Genomic DNA, 16,631 nt, shown 5'->3' with positions numbered 1-16,631 from the left:
GTACGGTCTCTATCTAGGAGCACCTCATGCAGCGCGCTTCATTGAACCATCTTTATCGTCTTGTCTGGAGCGATGCCGATCAGGCATTTGTTGCCATAGCGGAACATTCCACCTCAAGGGGCAAGTGCGCTGGGGTAGTCGGCGTCCTCGCCGTCCTTGGCCTGCTCGGTAGCGGGATGGTTCAAGCGGCCGAGCTGCCCACTGGCGGATCTGTAGTCGGTGGCAGCGGAGCGATCTCGCAGAACGGCAGCCATATGGTCATCGACCAGCACACCGGCAAACTCGTCACCCATTGGAACAGCTTCGATATTGCTGCTGATGCCAGCGTCACTTTCCGTCAGCCAGGCGCCCGGAGCGTCGCGCTCAACCGCGTCACAGGCGGCGGCAGCGCCAGTCGGATCATGGGCAGGCTCAACGCTAATGGTCAGGTGTGGCTGCTCAACCCTAATGGGGTGGTGATCGGTAAAGGCGCGCAAGTCAATGTTGGCGGTCTGGTGGCGTCCTCCCTGAAGATCACCGACGAGGATTTTCTTGCTGGCAAAACCGCTTTGAAGGATGGCGCCGGAGCGGGTGCGGTGCTCAACCAGGGCACGGTCAACGCGGCGCCGGGTGGCGTGGTCGCATTGATCGGCCCGCAGGTCGGCAACAGCGGAACAATCCGTACCCCTGGCGGCAGCACCGTGCTGGCCGCAGGCGATAAGGTCAGCCTCGATTTCCAGGGGGACGGCCTCGTAAGCGTCAACATCGACCGCGGTGTGCTCGACGCGCTCGTTCAGAACGATGGCCATATCAGCGCCGACGGCGGCATGGTTGCCTTGAGCGCACGCTCCGCCGATGCCGCATTGAACAGTGTGATCAACAATACCGGCCTCATCGAGGCCAAAGGTCTGGTCACGCGCGGTGGTCGCATCCTGCTTGACGGTGATAGCGAGGGCGGTCTGACCCAGATCGCCGGTACGCTTGATGCGTCCTCCGGGCATGGCCGGGGCGGCGACATCGTAGTGACGGGTGAGCGGATCGTCGTTGCCGATGCAACCCTCAAGGCCAGCGGGACGAGCGGTGGCGGTACGATCAAGGTCGGTGGTGGCTGGCAAGGCCAGGATACCGGCGTGGCCACCGCCAGGCAGGTGACGGTCGAGCGTAACGTCAAGGTGAACGCGGATGCGACCCACGACGGCGACGGCGGTACTGTCGTGTTCTGGGCTGACGGGGACAACCGTTTTGCCGGCGATATCTCTATCCGTGGCGGTGCCCGGGGCGGCAACGGTGGCAAGGCCGAAGTATCCGGTAAGCAGACGCTGCAGTATGCCGGCACGACCGATGCCCGTGCGGCCAAGGGGCGCACGGGTGATCTGTTGCTCGACCCGACCAACATCACCGTTTCCGGCGGCACTGGGGTCAGTGGTAACTGGTCCGCCGGCAGCGGTAACGTGACGGTCTTTGAGAAGACGCTGGAAGCCCAGTTGGCTAACGTGCTGATGCAGGCAACCAACAATATCAACTTTGCGAATCTGAACCTCAATGGTGGCGACGGCGTCATCACTCTGCAGGAAAACATCAGCTTCCGTGCCGAGGCGCTCGGTGGCAGTAACGCAACCATTACCTTCGCCAACCCGAACAATACGCTTGCGGTTTCCGGTACAGGCAGCATCTACATGCAGGCCGGCGGCACTGGCACCGGCTCTATCAGCAATGTGTTCAACCTAACTGCGTCGGGCGCCGGCGTGAATCCCGCTTTGGCCAGTTTGCCCGATCACAACGTTTCCTCGATTGGCAACGGTACGCCTGGAGCGGGCAGCATCACGTTGCTGGGTGCCGACGGTTTGACCATTGCCGGCGCGCTGACCACCGCAGGCGGTTACGTGAGGATGTCCAGCGATTCCGATAGCGGTGGTCGTGGCGCATTGACCATCAATACGCCGATCACCACCAACGGTGGCAACCTCTACCTGTCGTTCGGCACCGCCGCAAACGCTGATAGCATTGCCATCCTCAACAGCAATATCACGCTCGGCGCGGGACGGCTGTATTTCGGCGACGCGATGGGCAGCAAGGCGCTAGGCGGTTCCACCGGAGAGAAGCGTCTGGCGGGCTTGCTCAGCCTGAGCGGCGATGTCAACTTCAGTACGCCAATGACCATGCTTGCCGGGGCCTCGATCTATACCGACGGGGCGATCAACTTCACCAACACGCTCAACCTGAATACCGGCGCCGGCCGGCTGACGCTGCGTGCCAACAACGTCGACTTCACCCAGGCGACGCTGCAGAACCTGAGTACTGCCAGCATTCGCCTGGAACCCTTCGATGCGACTACGGACATCCAGTTGAACAGCAGTAGCGGGAGTGCCGGTGGCGGCATTCTCCTGGATGCGAACGCGCCGGCTACGGACATCAGCAAGCTGCTGGGGGCCAACAACCTGACTATCGGCCGTTCTGACGGCACCGGCATCACCTCGGTTGATGCCTCCGGTTTCGGCTTCAGTGCCGGCAACAACCTGACGCTGCTCAATGGCGACATCCAGATCGATGGACAATTGCGCAACACCCATGCGAACGGGCACATCATCGCCCAAGCGGGCACCGGGGATGTGGTCATCGGCAGCGCAGGTACGGTCAGCGCCCAGGGCACCGGCGATGCCGTCGTATTGGTCGCCGCGCGCAACCTGGTCAACCAGGCCGGCGCCAACGCATTGGCTGCCAACAATGGCCGATGGCTGACCTATTCCACCAGCCCGCTGGATGATACCCGCGGCGCACTGGCTGCCGCCTTCAAGCAGTACGCAGCGCAATTTGGCGACACGGTGCTGGGTACGGGCAATGGCCACCTCTACAGTTTTGCGCCCAAGGTGCATGTCGAGCTGCAGGGGGAGGTGCGCAAGACCTATGATGGAAACACCACCGCGACGGTGACGAACCCCAACTTTGCCATGAGTGGGGCAATCGATGGCGATACCATCGACGTACTTTCGTTCGGCAGTGCCTCTTACGCGGATAGAAATGCGGGGGCGGGCAAGCTGGTGACGGTGGACAACGTCGAAGTGTCCGAAGCGACCAAGGGTGCGGTAAAGATCTTTGGCTATCAGGTCGATGCCTCCAGTGTCAGCGGAAATGTTGGCCGGATCGATCGTAAGGTCCTGACCGCTACTGCCGACGTGGCCGACAAAACCTACGACGGCAGCACCACGGCGAGCCTGAGCAACCTCGCGCTGATCGGCATCGTGGGTGCTGATGCCGGCAAGGTAGAGACTGTTGGTACCACCGGAACCTTTGTCGACAAGAACGCCGGCCAGAACAAAGCGGTCAGCGGCTCGGGCGTTGCCTTGAGCGGTGACGAGGCGAACAACTACGCATTCGACACCGCTGCCCGGATCGGCACGGCCGATATCGACCGCAAGGTCTTGACCGCCACTGCCGACGTCGCCGACAAAATCTATGACGGCAACACCACAGCCAACCTGAGCAACCTCGCGCTGATCGGCATCCTGGGTGCTGATGCCGGCAAGGTCAACGCCAGTGGCACCACCGGCGCCTTTATCAACAAGAACGCCGGCCAGAACAAAGCGGTACGCGGCTCGGGCGTTGCCTTGAGCGGTGACGAGGCGAACAACTATGCGTTCGACACCACGGTGCAGATCGGCACGGCCGATATCGATCGCAAGGTCTTGACCGCCACTGCCGACGTGGCCGACAAAATCTATGATGGCAACACCACAGCCAACCTGAGCAACCTCGCGCTGATCGGCATCGTGGGTGCTGATGCCGGCAAGGTAGAGACTGTTGGTACCACCGGAACCTTTGTCGACAAGAACGCCGGCCAAAACAAAGCGGTCCGCGGCTCGGGCGTTGCCTTGAGCGGTGACGAGGCGAACAACTACGCATTCGACACCGCTGCCCGGATCGGCACGGCCGATATCGACCGCAAGGTCTTGACCGCCACTGCCGACGTCGCCGACAAAATCTATGACGGCAACACCACAGCCAACCTGAGCAACCTCGCGCTGATCGGCATCCTGGGTGCTGATGCCGGCAAGGTCAACGCCAGTGGCACCACCGGCGCCTTTATCAACAAGAACGCCGGCCAGAACAAAGCGGTCCGTGGCTCGGGCGTTGCCTTGAGCGGTGACGAGGCGAACAACTATGCGTTCGACACCACCGTGCAGATCGGCACGGCCGATATCGACCGCAAGGTCTTGACCGCCACTGCCGACGTCGCCGACAAAATCTATGACGGCAACACCACAGCCAACCTGAGCAACCTCGCGCTGATCGGCATCGTGGGTGCTGATGCCGGCAAGGTAGAGACTGTTGGTACCACCGGAACCTTTGTCGACAAGAACGCCGGCCAAAACAAAGCGGTCCGCGGCTCGGGCGTTGCCTTGAGCGGTGACGAGGCGAACAACTACGCATTCGACACCGCTGCCCGGATCGGCACGGCCGATATCGACCGCAAGGTCTTGACCGCCACTGCCGACGTCGCCGACAAAATCTATGACGGCAACACCACAGCCAACCTGAGCAACCTCGCGCTGATCGGCATCCTGGGTGCGGATGCCGGCAAGGTCAACGCCAGCGGCACCATCGGCGCCTTTATCAACAAGAACGCCGGCCAGAACAAAGCGGTCCGTGGCTCGGGCGTTGCCTTGAGCGGTGACGAGGCGAACAACTATGCGTTCGACACCACTGCCCGGATCGGCACCGCAGATATCGGCCGCAAGCTATTGAATGCGACGATAGGGATCGCCAATAAACCTTTCGACGGTGGAAATACCGCGACCATCCGGGCTGTCGCTCTTGCTGGTGTGATTGCCGGCGACGGGGTCGGGGCCACAGGCAAGGCGTTGTTTGACACACCAAAGGCAGGCCAGGGCAAGCCCGTGAGTGTGATCAACCTGTTGTTGCACGGCGCCGATGCGGCCAATTATCAGCTGGCTGACCAGCTGCAAGTGGGCACGGCAAACATTGATCCGTCTTTTCACACTCCAGTGGGGCTGATCAATGTTGCGCCGGGAGCTAATGGCACCGAAGTCGCTATCAAGCGCCCGGGAGATCGGGTGGTTGCAGAGGGGCTGTCCCCCGCGCAGCCGATCCCGTCTACCGCCTTGTTCAGCGATACGCCGAACCTGACTGATGTCGCTGCCAATTTTGTCGGCGTTAATCAGCTGGTTCTGCAGGATGCTGTACTCAACGGCAATGGCAGGATGAGCCTGGCCCTGGCTGACGGTGTCGCCGAGCCTGCGGTGCAAAAAAGCCTGGCGCTTTACCGCACCCGTGCCGGCGAACCGCTAAATGGGGAAGGGCAGTATTCGGCGACCGACCTGGGCAACAGCCTTACGCTGGAGCTGATAGATGCGGGCAACCGTCAAGCGCCTGTGCTGCAAGGCTCCGGTAGCGGCTCGGTGGAAGGTTCAGTCGCAATGGCAAACGGCAATCGCCTGAGCTTGCAGGTGACCCTGCTGGGTGACGGAGTGCTTCTGGTGAAGGTTCCTGCTGTGGCAAGCGACATCGCCAGTAATGAGCTGGCGGCCTATGGGCTGGTCGTAGCCAAGAGGCGGCTGGGCATCAGCGTTCGTAGCATTGAAGCGGTGATCATCGAGCATTCGCTGAGGCAAGCCCGAATTGTCGACAAGTCCCAAGAGGTCGTCAGCCGTTGAGGTAGCACCCCGGTATCGTTTACCGGGGGCTTTTTCTCAGCCCAACAGTTCGCACAAAACCTGGGTAAACGCCCGGATACTTTCCTCTTCCCCGGCATGGCGCCCATCCCGCACCACCCACTGGCCGCCCACCATCACATCCCTGACCTGGCGATCGCCACCGGCGAACAGCCAACGATTGAGAATGCCGTCGCCGTTGGCCGTGGCCAGGTACGGATCGTTGCCATCGAGCACCAGCCAGTCGGCACGTTTACCTACTGCAAAAGCACCGATGGGTTGCCCCAACGCCTGAGCGCCACCTTCCAGCGCGGCGCCATAGAGCGTGCGTCCGACCATCGGTTGATCCGTTCGGTACAACCGGTTGCGCCGTTGGTCTCGCAGGCGCTGGCCGTATTCCAGCCAGCGCAACTCCTCCACCACGCTCAACGACACATGGCTGTCGGAACCGATGCCCATCCGCCCACCTTGGGCGAGGAAGTCTACGGCCGGAAAGATCCCGTCGCCGAGATTGGCTTCGGTGGTCAGGCACAAGCCAGCAATCGCCCGACTCCTGGCCATCAGGCTGACTTCCTGGGGATTGGCGTGGGTAGCGTGGACCAAGCACCAGCGCTGGTCGACTTGGACATTTTCGTACAGCCATTGCAGCGGGCGGGCGCCGCTCCAACTCAGGCAGTCGTCGACTTCCTTTTGCTGCTCCGCAATGTGGATGTGCACTGGACAATGGGGATCGCTGGCGGCCAGCACCTCTTGGATTTGCCCGGGCGTCACGGCGCGCAAGGAATGGAAGCACAAGCCCAGGGCCTGATTCGCTTGCCCGGCCAGGATCGGCTGCAAGCGTGATTGAAGCTTCAAGTAGTTTTCGGTGCTGTTGATGAATCGGCGCTGCCCTTCATTGGGCGCCTGACCGCCGAAGCCGGAATGGCTGTAGAGCACCGGCAACAGTGTCAAGCCGATGCCGGCGGCACTGGCGGCCTGGCTGATGCGCAAGGCAAGTTCGGCCGGGTCGGCGTAGGGCGTGCCGTCGGTGTCGTGATGAACGTAATGGAATTCGGCGACCGAGGTGTAGCCTGCCTTGAGCATTTCGATGTACAGCTGCCGAGCGATGATGCCGAGCTGATCGGGGCTGATTTTACCAACGAGGCGGTACATCAGGTCGCGCCAGGTCCAGAAGCTGTCGTTGGGATTGCCCGCCACTTCCGCCAGCCCGGCCATCGCCCGCTGGAAGGCGTGGGAGTGCAGGTTCGGCATGCCTGGCAACAAAGGACCCGCCAGCCGTTCGGCGCCGTCTGCGTGGGAACCGGCCTGGATATGGATCAAGACGCCTTCGGCGTTGATCTCAAGACGTACATCATTGGCCCATCCATCAGGCAACAGCGCGCGCTCAGCGAAGAAGGCGGACATGGGTTGAACCTCGGTGCGTGTAATTTGTATATACATATACAGACGTTTGCCTGGCCGGTAAACTCCGGCAAGCTAGCAACCTTATTCGCAGAACAGGGAACCGCCGTGCCGACTCCGCCTGCCAAACCGCCGCTGGCCGCACACATGGGTGACAGTCCGGCGCCCTTGTACGCCCGCGTCAAACAGATGATTACCCAGCAAATCGACAGTGGAAACTGGCCGCCGCATTACCGCGTGCCATCGGAAAGCGAGCTGGTCAGCCAGCTGGGTTTCAGCCGCATGACCATCAACCGCGCCCTGCGAGAAATGACCGCCGATGGCCTGTTGGTGCGCATGCAAGGTGTCGGCACATTCGTCGCCGAACCCAAGAGCCAGTCCGCGCTGTTCGAAGTGCACAACATTGCCGACGAGATCGCCTCCCGGGGCCATCGCCACACCTGCAAGGTCATCACCCTGGAAGAAGAGGCGGCCGGCTCCGAACGGGCGCTCGCCCTGGACATGCGCGAAGGCCAGAAGGTGTTCCATTCGCTGATCGTGCATTTCGAAAACGACATCCCCGTGCAGATCGAGGACCGTTTCGTCAACGCACTGGTGGCGCCGGAATACCTCCAGCAGGATTTCACCGTGCAAACCCCCTACGCCTACCTGAACCAGGTTGCTCCGCTGACCGAAGGCGAGCACGTGGTCGAGGCAATTCTTGCAGAACCGAGCGAATGCAAGTTGTTGCAGATCGAAAGGGGCGAGCCGTGCCTGTTGATCCGTCGTCGCACCTGGTCCGGGCGCCAACCGGTGACCGCCGCGCGGCTGATCCATCCGGGCTCCCGTCACAGCTTGGAGGGACGTTTCCATAAATGAGCCAGGTGAAGGTTTTACGTGCCGCGCAGTACCCGCGCATGCCATGGAAGAATGGCGGTGGCAGCACTGAAGAAATCACCCGCGATGCCGGCACGGGCCTGGAAGGTTTCGGCTGGCGCCTGTCGATTGCCGATATTAGTGAGTCCGGCGGCTTTTCCACGTTCGCCGGTTATGAGCGGATCATCAGTGTCTTGCAGGGGGACGGCATGACGCTGGACGTCGATGGCCATTCCACGCGGCTTTTGCATCCGCTGGATCCTTTCGCGTTCAGCGGCGAGAGCCATGTGCATTGCTCATTGCTGGGCGGACCGATTCGCGACTTCAACCTGATCTACGCGCCACAGCGTTACCGTGCGCGATTGCAGTGGCTGGCGGGTGAGCAACGACTCTTCAGCGAGGCGGGAACCGTGTTGGTGTTCAGTGCCGCTCCGACGCTGGGGGTCAAGATGGACGGAGCTGTCGAGACACTGGGGCTTTATGACTGCCTGCAATTGAGCGGTAACGCTGGAATGGTGGAAATCACCACCCACGGCCAATGCTGTGTGATTGAGCTGACGGCCCACTAATTTGCGGCTTGAGAGCTGTTGTGGCGAGGGAGCTTGCTCCCGCTTGGGTGCGAAGCGCCCACAAAAAATGGGGGGTCGCTGCGCAACCCAGCGGGAGCAAGCTCCCTCGCCACAAAAGCAGGTTTCGCCGTTTCCTTCGCGCACCAACTTGTTACCGAACGCCCCAGCGTGGCGCAATACCACGCTTCTGTGCCCCTCCGATTTCCCCCTCGAATACCCTCTTCAAAAATTTCATGCAGCTCAGCAGCCCTTAAATCACAAGGCTGCAGCCAATTCCCCAACCGTTCCTGAAGATCGTCTCCAATAAGTTGGCCGTTCGATTGCATATGCTTGTACATACAAGTAAAGACGTATGCGTATGAGTCACCGATATTCAACGCAACGTTTGCAGAAATCATTGCCCGCCGCACGGGCTGTTCTGGATTGATCGCTGAGGAGTTTTTGCTGTGACCGACGCTACCCGCAAACCCGAAAAATACCGTGACGTTGAAATCCGCGCCCCTCGCGGTAACACGCTGACCGCCAAGAGCTGGCTAACTGAAGCGCCGCTGCGCATGTTGATGAACAACCTCGACCCGGAAGTGGCCGAGAACCCCAAGGAACTGGTGGTCTACGGTGGCATCGGTCGCGCGGCGCGCAATTGGGAGTGCTACGACAAGATCGTCGAAAGCCTGACCAACCTGAACGATGACGAAACCCTGCTGGTGCAATCCGGCAAGCCGGTGGGCGTGTTCAAGACCCACAGCAACGCCCCACGCGTACTGATCGCCAACTCCAACTTGGTGCCGCACTGGGCCAGCTGGGAACACTTCAACGAACTCGACGCCAAGGGCCTGGCCATGTACGGCCAGATGACCGCCGGCAGCTGGATCTACATCGGCAGCCAGGGCATCGTGCAAGGCACCTATGAAACCTTCGTCGAGGCCGGTCGCCAGCATTACGACGCGAACCTCAAGGGCCGTTGGGTCCTGACCGCCGGCCTGGGCGGCATGGGTGGCGCGCAACCCCTGGCCGCAACCCTGGCCGGTGCTTGCTCGCTGAACATCGAGTGCCAGCAGGTGAGCATCGATTTCCGCCTGAAGACCCGCTACGTCGACGAGCAGGCCAAAGACCTCGACGACGCCCTGGCGCGCATCGAGAAATACACCGCCGAAGGCAAGGCGATTTCCATTGCGCTGTGTGGGAACGCTGCTGAAATCCTGCCGGAGATGGTCCGTCGTGGTGTGCGTCCGGACATGGTCACCGACCAGACCAGCGCCCACGATCCCCTCAATGGTTACCTGCCGGCCGGCTGGACCTGGGACGAATACCGCGCCCGCGCCAAGACCGAACCTGCCGCCGTGGTGAAGGCCGCCAAGCAATCGATGGCCGTCCACGTCAAAGCCATGCTGGCCTTCCAGAAAATGGGTGTGCCGACCTTCGACTACGGCAACAACATCCGCCAGATGGCCCAGGAGGAGGGCGTCGAAAATGCCTTCGATTTCCCCGGCTTCGTCCCGGCGTATATCCGTCCACTGTTCTGCCGTGGCATCGGCCCGTTCCGTTGGGCCGCTTTGTCCGGTGATCCGCAGGACATCTACAAGACGGACGCCAAGGTCAAGGAACTGATCCCCGACGACGCCCACCTGCACAACTGGCTCGACATGGCTCGCGAGCGCATCAGCTTCCAGGGCTTGCCGGCACGTATCTGCTGGGTCGGCCTGGGCCAGCGCGCCAAGTTGGGCCTGGCGTTCAACGAAATGGTACGCAGCGGCGAATTGTCAGCCCCGATTGTCATCGGTCGCGACCACCTGGACTCCGGCTCCGTCGCCAGCCCGAACCGTGAAACCGAATCCATGCAGGACGGTTCCGACGCCGTATCCGACTGGCCGTTGCTCAACGCCTTGCTCAATACCGCCAGCGGCGCGACCTGGGTTTCCCTGCACCACGGTGGCGGCGTCGGGATGGGCTTCTCCCAGCATTCGGGCATGGTGATTGTCTGCGACGGTACCGACGACGCGGCCGAGCGAATTGCCCGTGTGCTGCATAACGACCCGGCTACCGGGGTGATGCGCCATGCCGATGCCGGTTACCAGGTCGCCATTGATTGCGCGAAGGAGCAGGGGCTGAACCTGCCAATGATCACTGGCAAGTAACCGGCGCGAAAAGCCCGCCCGAACCTGAACAATCCACAGAGGTTGAACCATGGCTGTCACCAATACGCGCACAAGCAGCAAGTTGATCGAGAAACGTTCGATCGACTACATCCCGGAAGCGGAGAGACACGGCCGGCTGTTAAGCCAATTCACCCTCTGGATGGGTGCCAACCTGCAAATTACAGCCATCGTCACCGGTGCATTGGCGGTGGTGCTGGGCGGGGATGTGTTCTGGTCGTTGATCGGTTTGCTGATCGGCCAAGTGCTGGGCGGTGGCGTCATGGCCTTGCATGCCGCGCAAGGGCCCAAGCTGGGCCTGCCGCAGATGATCTCCAGCCGCGTGCAGTTTGGGGTGTATGGCGCGGCCATTCCGATCGTGCTGGTATGCCTGATGTACCTGGGTTTCACCGCAACGGGAACCGTGCTTTCCGGCCAGGCGCTGGGCCAGTTGTTTGGCGTCAGCGACAGCGTCGGCATCTTTATTTTTGCCAGTGTCATCGTGCTGGTCACGGTGCTCGGTTATCGGGTCATTCATTTTATCGGTCGTATTGCCAGCGTCATTGGTGTGATTGCCTTTGTTTACCTGTTCGCTCGCCTGATCAACCAGACGGACGTGGGTGCGCTCCTGCAAATCCGCCATTTCAGTTGGAGCAGTTTCCTGCTCGCGGTGTCCCTCGCGGCCTCTTGGCAGATCGCCTTCGGTCCCTACGTGGCGGACTATTCACGCTATCTGCCGAGCAAGACGTCCTCGGTGAAAACCTTTTTTGCCGCGGGCGCCGGTTCAGTCATCGGCGCACAAGTGGCGATGATCCTCGGCGTGTTTGCCGCGGCCTCGGCCAATGGGCAGTTCGCGGGGCACGAAGTGGCCTACATCGTGGGTCTGGGTGGGACCGGCGCCACCGCTGCGCTGCTGTATTTCAGCATCGCGTTCGGCAAGGTCACCATCTCCACGCTGAACTCCTACGGCAGCTTCATGTGCATCGCGACGATCATCAGCGGGTTCCGGGGTCACCTGAACGTCACGCGCTTGCAGCGTCTGGTCTTCGTGCTGGTCATTGTCGGCGCGGCGACCTTGATCGCGTTGCTCGGCCAGCACTCGTTCCTCGGTGCGTTCAAGTCCTTCATCTTGTTCTTGCTGGCGTTCTTCACGCCTTGGAGCGCCATCAACCTGGTGGACTACTACTGCATCACGCGCGAGCGCTATGACGTGCCGGCACTGAACGACCCGAACGGTCGTTATGGTCGCTGGAACGTCCTCGGCATTAGCGTCTATGTCTTCGGGGTACTGGTTCAACTGCCATTCATTGCCACCAAGTTCTATACCGGTCCGCTGGTGAAGGCCATGGGCGGTGTGGACATCTCCTGGATCATCGGCCTGGTGGTCCCGGCGGCGCTGTACTACGTCCTCGCCAAGAAGTGGCACAGCGCAGTACCCGATCAATTGATCCTGCCGGTCGAGCAGGACGCGGTTGACGCACAACCGAGCGGGGCGGGCCGCATCCAAGCGGTCTGATGGGACGTTGCCAGGGCTGGATGCCTCTTGACTGCCGTAAGCCAATCCAACTGATTAGGAGCGTCACATAATGAAGTCGAACAAGACCCTGCTGACCACACTGCTTTCCATGGGCCTGCTGGCCAGCGCCGGCGCCACGCAAGCGGCGGGTTGGTGCGAGTCGGGTAAACCGGTGAAGTTTGCCGGCCTGAACTGGGAAAGCGGCATGCTGCTGACCGACGTGATGCAAGTGGTGCTGGAAAAAGGCTACGGCTGCAAGACTGACAGCTTGCCAGGCAACTCCATCACCATGGAGAACGCCCTGAGCAGCAACGACATCCAGGTGTTCGCCGAAGAGTGGGTCGGCCGCAGCGAGGTGTGGAACAAGGCCGAGAAGGCCGGCAAGGTGGTCGGCGTCGGTGCTCCGGTGGTGGGCGCCATCGAAGGCTGGTACGTGCCGCGCTACGTAATCGAGGGTGACGCCAAGCGCAAGCTCGAAGCCAAGGCGCCGGGCCTGAAGAACATCGCTGACCTGGGCCAATACGCCGCCGTGTTCAAGGATCAGGAAGAGCCATCCAAGGGCCGTTTCTACAACTGCCCGGCTGGCTGGACCTGTGAGCTGGACAACAGCGAAATGCTCAAGAGCTACGGCCTGGACAAAACCTACACCAACTTCCGTCCAGGCACCGGTCCGGCGCTGGATGCGGCGGTGCTGTCGAGCTACAAGCGTGGCGAGCCGATCCTGTTCTACTACTGGTCGCCGACGCCGCTGATGGGCCAGGTGGACTTGGTCAAACTAGAAGAAAAGCCGGGTGTGGATAAAAGCGTTAGCATCAAGGTCGGCCTGTCCAAGGTCTTCCACGACGAAGCCCCCGAGCTGGTGGCAGTGCTGGAAAAGGTCAACCTGCCAATCGATATCCTGAACCAGAACCTCGGGCGCATGGCCAAAGAGCGGATCGAGTCGCCGAAACTGGCGAAGATCTTCCTGAAGGAACATCCTGAAGTCTGGCACGCCTGGGTGAGCGAAGACGCTGCCAAGAAAATCGACGCGGCTCTGTAGGTCGAATATTTCCCGGCCAACCGTGGGGCTGGCCGGGACGTTCACCGCATCCACCTGATCGAGAGTCTCTTATGTTTCCCGAAAGCTTTACCTTCTCCATCGCCGACTGGGTCAACGGTTGGGTCGATTCCCTGGTGACCAACTATGGCGATGTGTTCCGGCACATCTCCGAGACCCTGTTGTGGGCCATCGTCAACCTCGAGGGTCTGCTGCGCATGGCGCCCTGGTGGTTGATGTTGGCGATTGTCGGTGGCATTGCCTGGCACGCCACCCGCAAAGTCGTGGCCACCGCGGTGATCGTCGGCCTGCTGTTCCTGGTGGGCGCGGTGGGCCTGTGGGACAAGCTGATGCAGACCCTCGCATTGATGCTGGTGGCGACCCTGATCTCAGTGTTGATCGGCATCCCCCTGGGCATCCTCTCGGCGCGCAGCAATCGCCTGCGCTCGGTATTGATGCCGCTGCTGGACATCATGCAGACCATGCCGAGCTTCGTGTACCTGATTCCGGTGTTGATGCTGTTCGGCCTGGGCAAGGTCCCGGCGATTTTCGCCACGGTGATCTATGCCGCGCCGCCGTTGATTCGCCTGACCGACCTGGGCATCCGCCAGGTAGACGGCGAAGTCATGGAGGCCATCAATGCCTTCGGCGCCAACCGCTGGCAGCAGCTGTTTGGCGTGCAACTGCCCCTGGCCTTGCCGAGCATCATGGCCGGGATCAACCAGACCACCATGATGGCCCTGTCGATGGTGGTCATCGCCTCGATGATCGGCGCCCGCGGCTTGGGTGAAGATGTGCTGGTGGGCATCCAGACCCTCAACGTCGGGCGCGGCCTGGAAGCGGGGCTGGCCATCGTGATTCTCGCCGTGGTCATCGACCGCATTACCCAGGCCTATGGTCGTCCTCGGCATGAGGTGAGCAAATGAGCAACGCAGCCGTCAGCAAGATCGAAGTCAGGAACGTCTTCAAGATTTTCGGCAATCGTTCCAAGGAAGCCCTGGAGCTGATTCGCCAGAACAAGACCAAGGACCAGGTGCTGGCCGAAACCGGTTGCGTGGTCGGTGTGAACGATCTGTCGTTGAGCATCGGCACCGGGGAAATCTTCGTGATCATGGGCCTCTCCGGTTCTGGCAAGTCCACCCTGGTGCGCCACTTCAACCGGCTGATCGACCCTACCAGTGGCGCGATCCTGGTGGACGGCGAAGACATCTTGCAACTGGACATGGACGCCCTGCGCGAATTTCGCCGGCACAAGATCAGCATGGTGTTCCAGAGCTTCGGCCTGCTGCCCCACAAGAGCGTGCTGGACAACGTCGCCTATGGTTTGAAAGTGCGCGGCGAGAGCAAGCAAGTGTGCGCCGAGCGCGCGCTGCACTGGATCAATACCGTGGGCCTGAAAGGCTACGAGAACAAATACCCGCACCAGCTCTCCGGCGGCATGCGCCAGCGCGTCGGCCTGGCCCGTGCGTTGGCGGCGGACACTGACATCATCCTGATGGACGAAGCCTTCAGCGCCCTTGACCCGCTGATCCGCGCGGAAATGCAGGATCAGTTGCTGGAACTGCAAAAGACCCTGCACAAGACCATCGTCTTCATCACCCACGACCTCGACGAGGCCGTGCGCATCGGCAACCGCATCGCGATTCTCAAGGACGGCAAGCTGATCCAGGTCGGCACGCCGCGGGAGATCCTGCACTCGCCGGCGGATGAATATGTCGATCGGTTTGTGCAGCGGCGGGCGGCGGTGGTTTGAGGGTGACGTGGCAGGCGAACAGCTATTTTTGGCTGACAGGCTGTTGTGGCGAGGGAGCTTGCTCCCGCTCGGGCGCGCAGCGGCCGCTGCTTTTGGGCCTGCTGCGCAGTCCAGCGGGAGCAAGCTCCCTCGCCACGGGTTTGATGCCTTCAGCCCAAGATACAGCGCACTGAGAATTTGGAATGAGGTTTGAGATGTCCCAGGCTGAAAAAATCGTAATCGCCGACGCCCCGCTGCGTTGGCAAGACGTCGTCGCCGTCGCCCGCTTCGGCGCTGTGCTCGAACTGTCGACCCAGACCTGGGCGCGGATCGACAATGCCCAGGCCATCGTCCAGCGCATCGTCGAAAGCGGCGAGCGCGCCTATGGCGTCAACACCGGCCTGGGCGCCTTGTGCAATGTCTCGCTCAAGGACGAACAACTTAGCCAGTTATCACGCAATACCTTGCTCAGCCATGCCTGTGGCGTCGGCCCGGTACTTTCCATTGAAAAGACTCGGGCGATTCTCTGCGCCGCGATCCTCAACTACAGCCAGGGCAAGTCCGGCATCCATCATCGGGTGGTCGAAGCGCTGCTGGCGCTGCTCAATCGTGGTATCACGCCGCAAGTGCCATCCCAGGGTTCGGTGGGTTACCTGACCCACATGGCCCATATTGGCATCGCGCTGCTGGGCGTCGGCCAGGTCAGCTATCGCGGGCAAGTCGTCCCGGCGCAACAGGCCCTGGCCGCAGAGGGTTTGCAACCGGTGCAACTGGGGGCCAAGGACGGTTTGTGCCTGGTCAACGGCACGCCGTGCATGACCGGCCTCAGTTGCCTGGCCCTGGCCGACGCCACGCGCCTGGTGCAGTGGGCCGATGTGATCGGTGCCATGAGTTTCGAGGCCCAGCGTGGCCAGATTGCAGCATTCGACGCCGAAGTCATTGCCCTCAAGCCGCACCCGGGCATGCAGCAGGTCGCAAGCAACTTGCGGGCACTGCTCGATGGCAGCGAAGTGATCGCCGCGAGCCTGGGCATCCGCACCCAGGATGCGTTGAGCATCCGCTCGATCCCCCAAGTGCATGGCGCCGCGCGCGATCAACTGGCCCACGCCTGCCGACAGATCGAAACCGAACTCAACGCCGCCACCGATAACCCTTTGCTGCTGGGTACACCGGACAATTTCCGCGTCATGTCCCAGGCCAATCCCCACGGCCAGTCAGTGGCGATGGCGGCGGATCTGCTAGCGATCGCCATGGCGGAAATCGGCTCCATCGCCGAGCGCCGTCTCGACCGCCTGATCAACCCGCACGTCAGCGGCCTGCCGGCATTCCTGGTGGCGAACCCCGGAGTAAACTCGGGGATGATGATCGTGCAGTACGTCGCTGCGTCGCTGTGCGCGGAGAACAGACAACTGGCGCAACCGGCGGTACTCGACAATTTCGTCACTTCCGGGTTGCAGGAAGACCATTTGAGCATGGGTACCAACGCCGCCCTGAAGCTGCACCGGGCGCTGGAAAACTGCACACAGATCCTCGCCATCGAATACCTGCTGGCGGCCCAGGCCTTTGAGTTTCTCAAGGCGCAGCGTTTTGGCGCCGGCACCGACATTGCCTGGAAACTGCTGCGCGAGCGCGTCCCGGCCTACGACCAGGACCGCTGGCTGGCGCCGGACATCGCCAGCGCCGCCGGACTGCTGAAAGACCCGAACGTGCTGCACAACGTATTACCGAATTTGAATTGATCA

Annotated in this window: 10 protein-coding genes; 9 read left to right on the top strand and 1 reads right to left on the bottom strand. The window is 61.5% G+C overall.

Features of this window, described 5'->3' with window-relative positions:
• Window positions 1-26 precede the first annotated feature (26 nt).
• Entirely contained in the window at window positions 27-5,651 is a 5,625-nt protein-coding gene (locus J3P95_RS23555; protein WP_434579509.1) for a YDG domain-containing protein, read from the top strand.
• Window positions 5,652-5,687: 36 nt separating this feature from the next.
• On the opposite strand, the gene J3P95_RS23550 is transcribed toward J3P95_RS23555, so the two are convergent.
• Entirely contained in the window at window positions 5,688-7,052 is a 1,365-nt protein-coding gene (locus J3P95_RS23550; RefSeq protein WP_434579510.1) for a formimidoylglutamate deiminase, read from the bottom strand.
• A gap of 144 nt (window positions 7,053-7,196) precedes the next feature.
• On the opposite strand from J3P95_RS23550, the gene hutC reads away from it, so the two are divergent.
• The 8 genes from hutC (at window position 7,197) to hutH (ending at window position 16,628) form a co-directional block, all read left to right on the top strand.
• Window positions 7,197-7,907, top strand: a complete 711-nt coding sequence (hutC, locus tag J3P95_RS23545; protein ID WP_186613319.1) for a histidine utilization repressor — start codon at window positions 7,197-7,199, stop codon at window positions 7,905-7,907.
• The gene (locus J3P95_RS23540) at window positions 7,904-8,473 is read left to right on the top strand and encodes a HutD/Ves family protein (protein ID WP_434579511.1); all 570 of its coding nucleotides are present in this window, start codon (window positions 7,904-7,906) and stop codon (window positions 8,471-8,473) included. Before hutC ends, J3P95_RS23540 begins: the two co-directional genes overlap by 4 nt.
• A 446-nt stretch (window positions 8,474-8,919) precedes the next feature.
• The gene (gene hutU, locus J3P95_RS23535) at window positions 8,920-10,608 is read left to right on the top strand and encodes a urocanate hydratase (RefSeq protein ID WP_434579512.1); all 1,689 of its coding nucleotides are present in this window, start codon (window positions 8,920-8,922) and stop codon (window positions 10,606-10,608) included.
• A 49-nt stretch (window positions 10,609-10,657) separates the two neighbouring features.
• The gene (locus J3P95_RS23530) at window positions 10,658-12,121 is read left to right on the top strand and encodes a purine-cytosine permease family protein (protein ID WP_434579513.1); all 1,464 of its coding nucleotides are present in this window, start codon (window positions 10,658-10,660) and stop codon (window positions 12,119-12,121) included.
• Between the two features lie 70 nt (window positions 12,122-12,191).
• Window positions 12,192-13,160: an ABC transporter substrate-binding protein gene (locus J3P95_RS23525; protein ID WP_434559134.1), complete on the top strand. Its 969-nt coding sequence runs from the start codon at window positions 12,192-12,194 to the stop codon at window positions 13,158-13,160.
• A gap of 71 nt (window positions 13,161-13,231) precedes the next feature.
• Window positions 13,232-14,083 carry an ABC transporter permease gene (locus J3P95_RS23520; RefSeq protein WP_186613288.1) on the top strand — a complete coding sequence of 284 codons (852 nt, stop codon included), beginning with the start codon at window positions 13,232-13,234 and terminating at the stop codon, window positions 14,081-14,083.
• Window positions 14,080-14,910, top strand: a complete 831-nt coding sequence (locus J3P95_RS23515; RefSeq protein ID WP_434559132.1) for a quaternary amine ABC transporter ATP-binding protein — start codon at window positions 14,080-14,082, stop codon at window positions 14,908-14,910. Before J3P95_RS23520 ends, J3P95_RS23515 begins: the two co-directional genes overlap by 4 nt.
• A gap of 194 nt (window positions 14,911-15,104) precedes the next feature.
• Window positions 15,105-16,628, top strand: coding sequence for a histidine ammonia-lyase (gene hutH / locus J3P95_RS23510; RefSeq protein ID WP_434579514.1), 1,524 nt, complete (start codon window positions 15,105-15,107; stop codon window positions 16,626-16,628).
• The last annotated feature ends 3 nt before the right edge of the window (window positions 16,629-16,631 follow it).

The organism is Pseudomonas sp. Z5-35 (genome assembly GCF_051131945.1).
In the GTDB taxonomy this organism is placed as follows: Bacteria; Pseudomonadota; Gammaproteobacteria; order Pseudomonadales; family Pseudomonadaceae; genus Aquipseudomonas; species Aquipseudomonas marvdashtae.
This window is presented reverse-complemented; position numbering and strand designations above follow the sequence as displayed.

Coding starts and splice junctions, on each gene's coding strand:
- J3P95_RS23555 (WP_434579509.1), top strand. CDS start 27: ATGCAGCGCGCTTCATTGAACCATCTTTATCGTCTTGTCTGGAGCGAT.
- J3P95_RS23550 (WP_434579510.1), bottom strand. CDS start 7,052: ATGTCCGCCTTCTTCGCTGAGCGCGCGCTGTTGCCTGATGGATGGGCC.
- hutC (WP_186613319.1), top strand. CDS start 7,197: ATGGGTGACAGTCCGGCGCCCTTGTACGCCCGCGTCAAACAGATGATT.
- J3P95_RS23540 (WP_434579511.1), top strand. CDS start 7,904: ATGAGCCAGGTGAAGGTTTTACGTGCCGCGCAGTACCCGCGCATGCCA.
- J3P95_RS23530 (WP_434579513.1), top strand. CDS start 10,658: ATGGCTGTCACCAATACGCGCACAAGCAGCAAGTTGATCGAGAAACGT.
- J3P95_RS23525 (WP_434559134.1), top strand. CDS start 12,192: ATGAAGTCGAACAAGACCCTGCTGACCACACTGCTTTCCATGGGCCTG.
- J3P95_RS23520 (WP_186613288.1), top strand. CDS start 13,232: ATGTTTCCCGAAAGCTTTACCTTCTCCATCGCCGACTGGGTCAACGGT.
- J3P95_RS23515 (WP_434559132.1), top strand. CDS start 14,080: ATGAGCAACGCAGCCGTCAGCAAGATCGAAGTCAGGAACGTCTTCAAG.
- hutH (WP_434579514.1), top strand. CDS start 15,105: ATGTCCCAGGCTGAAAAAATCGTAATCGCCGACGCCCCGCTGCGTTGG.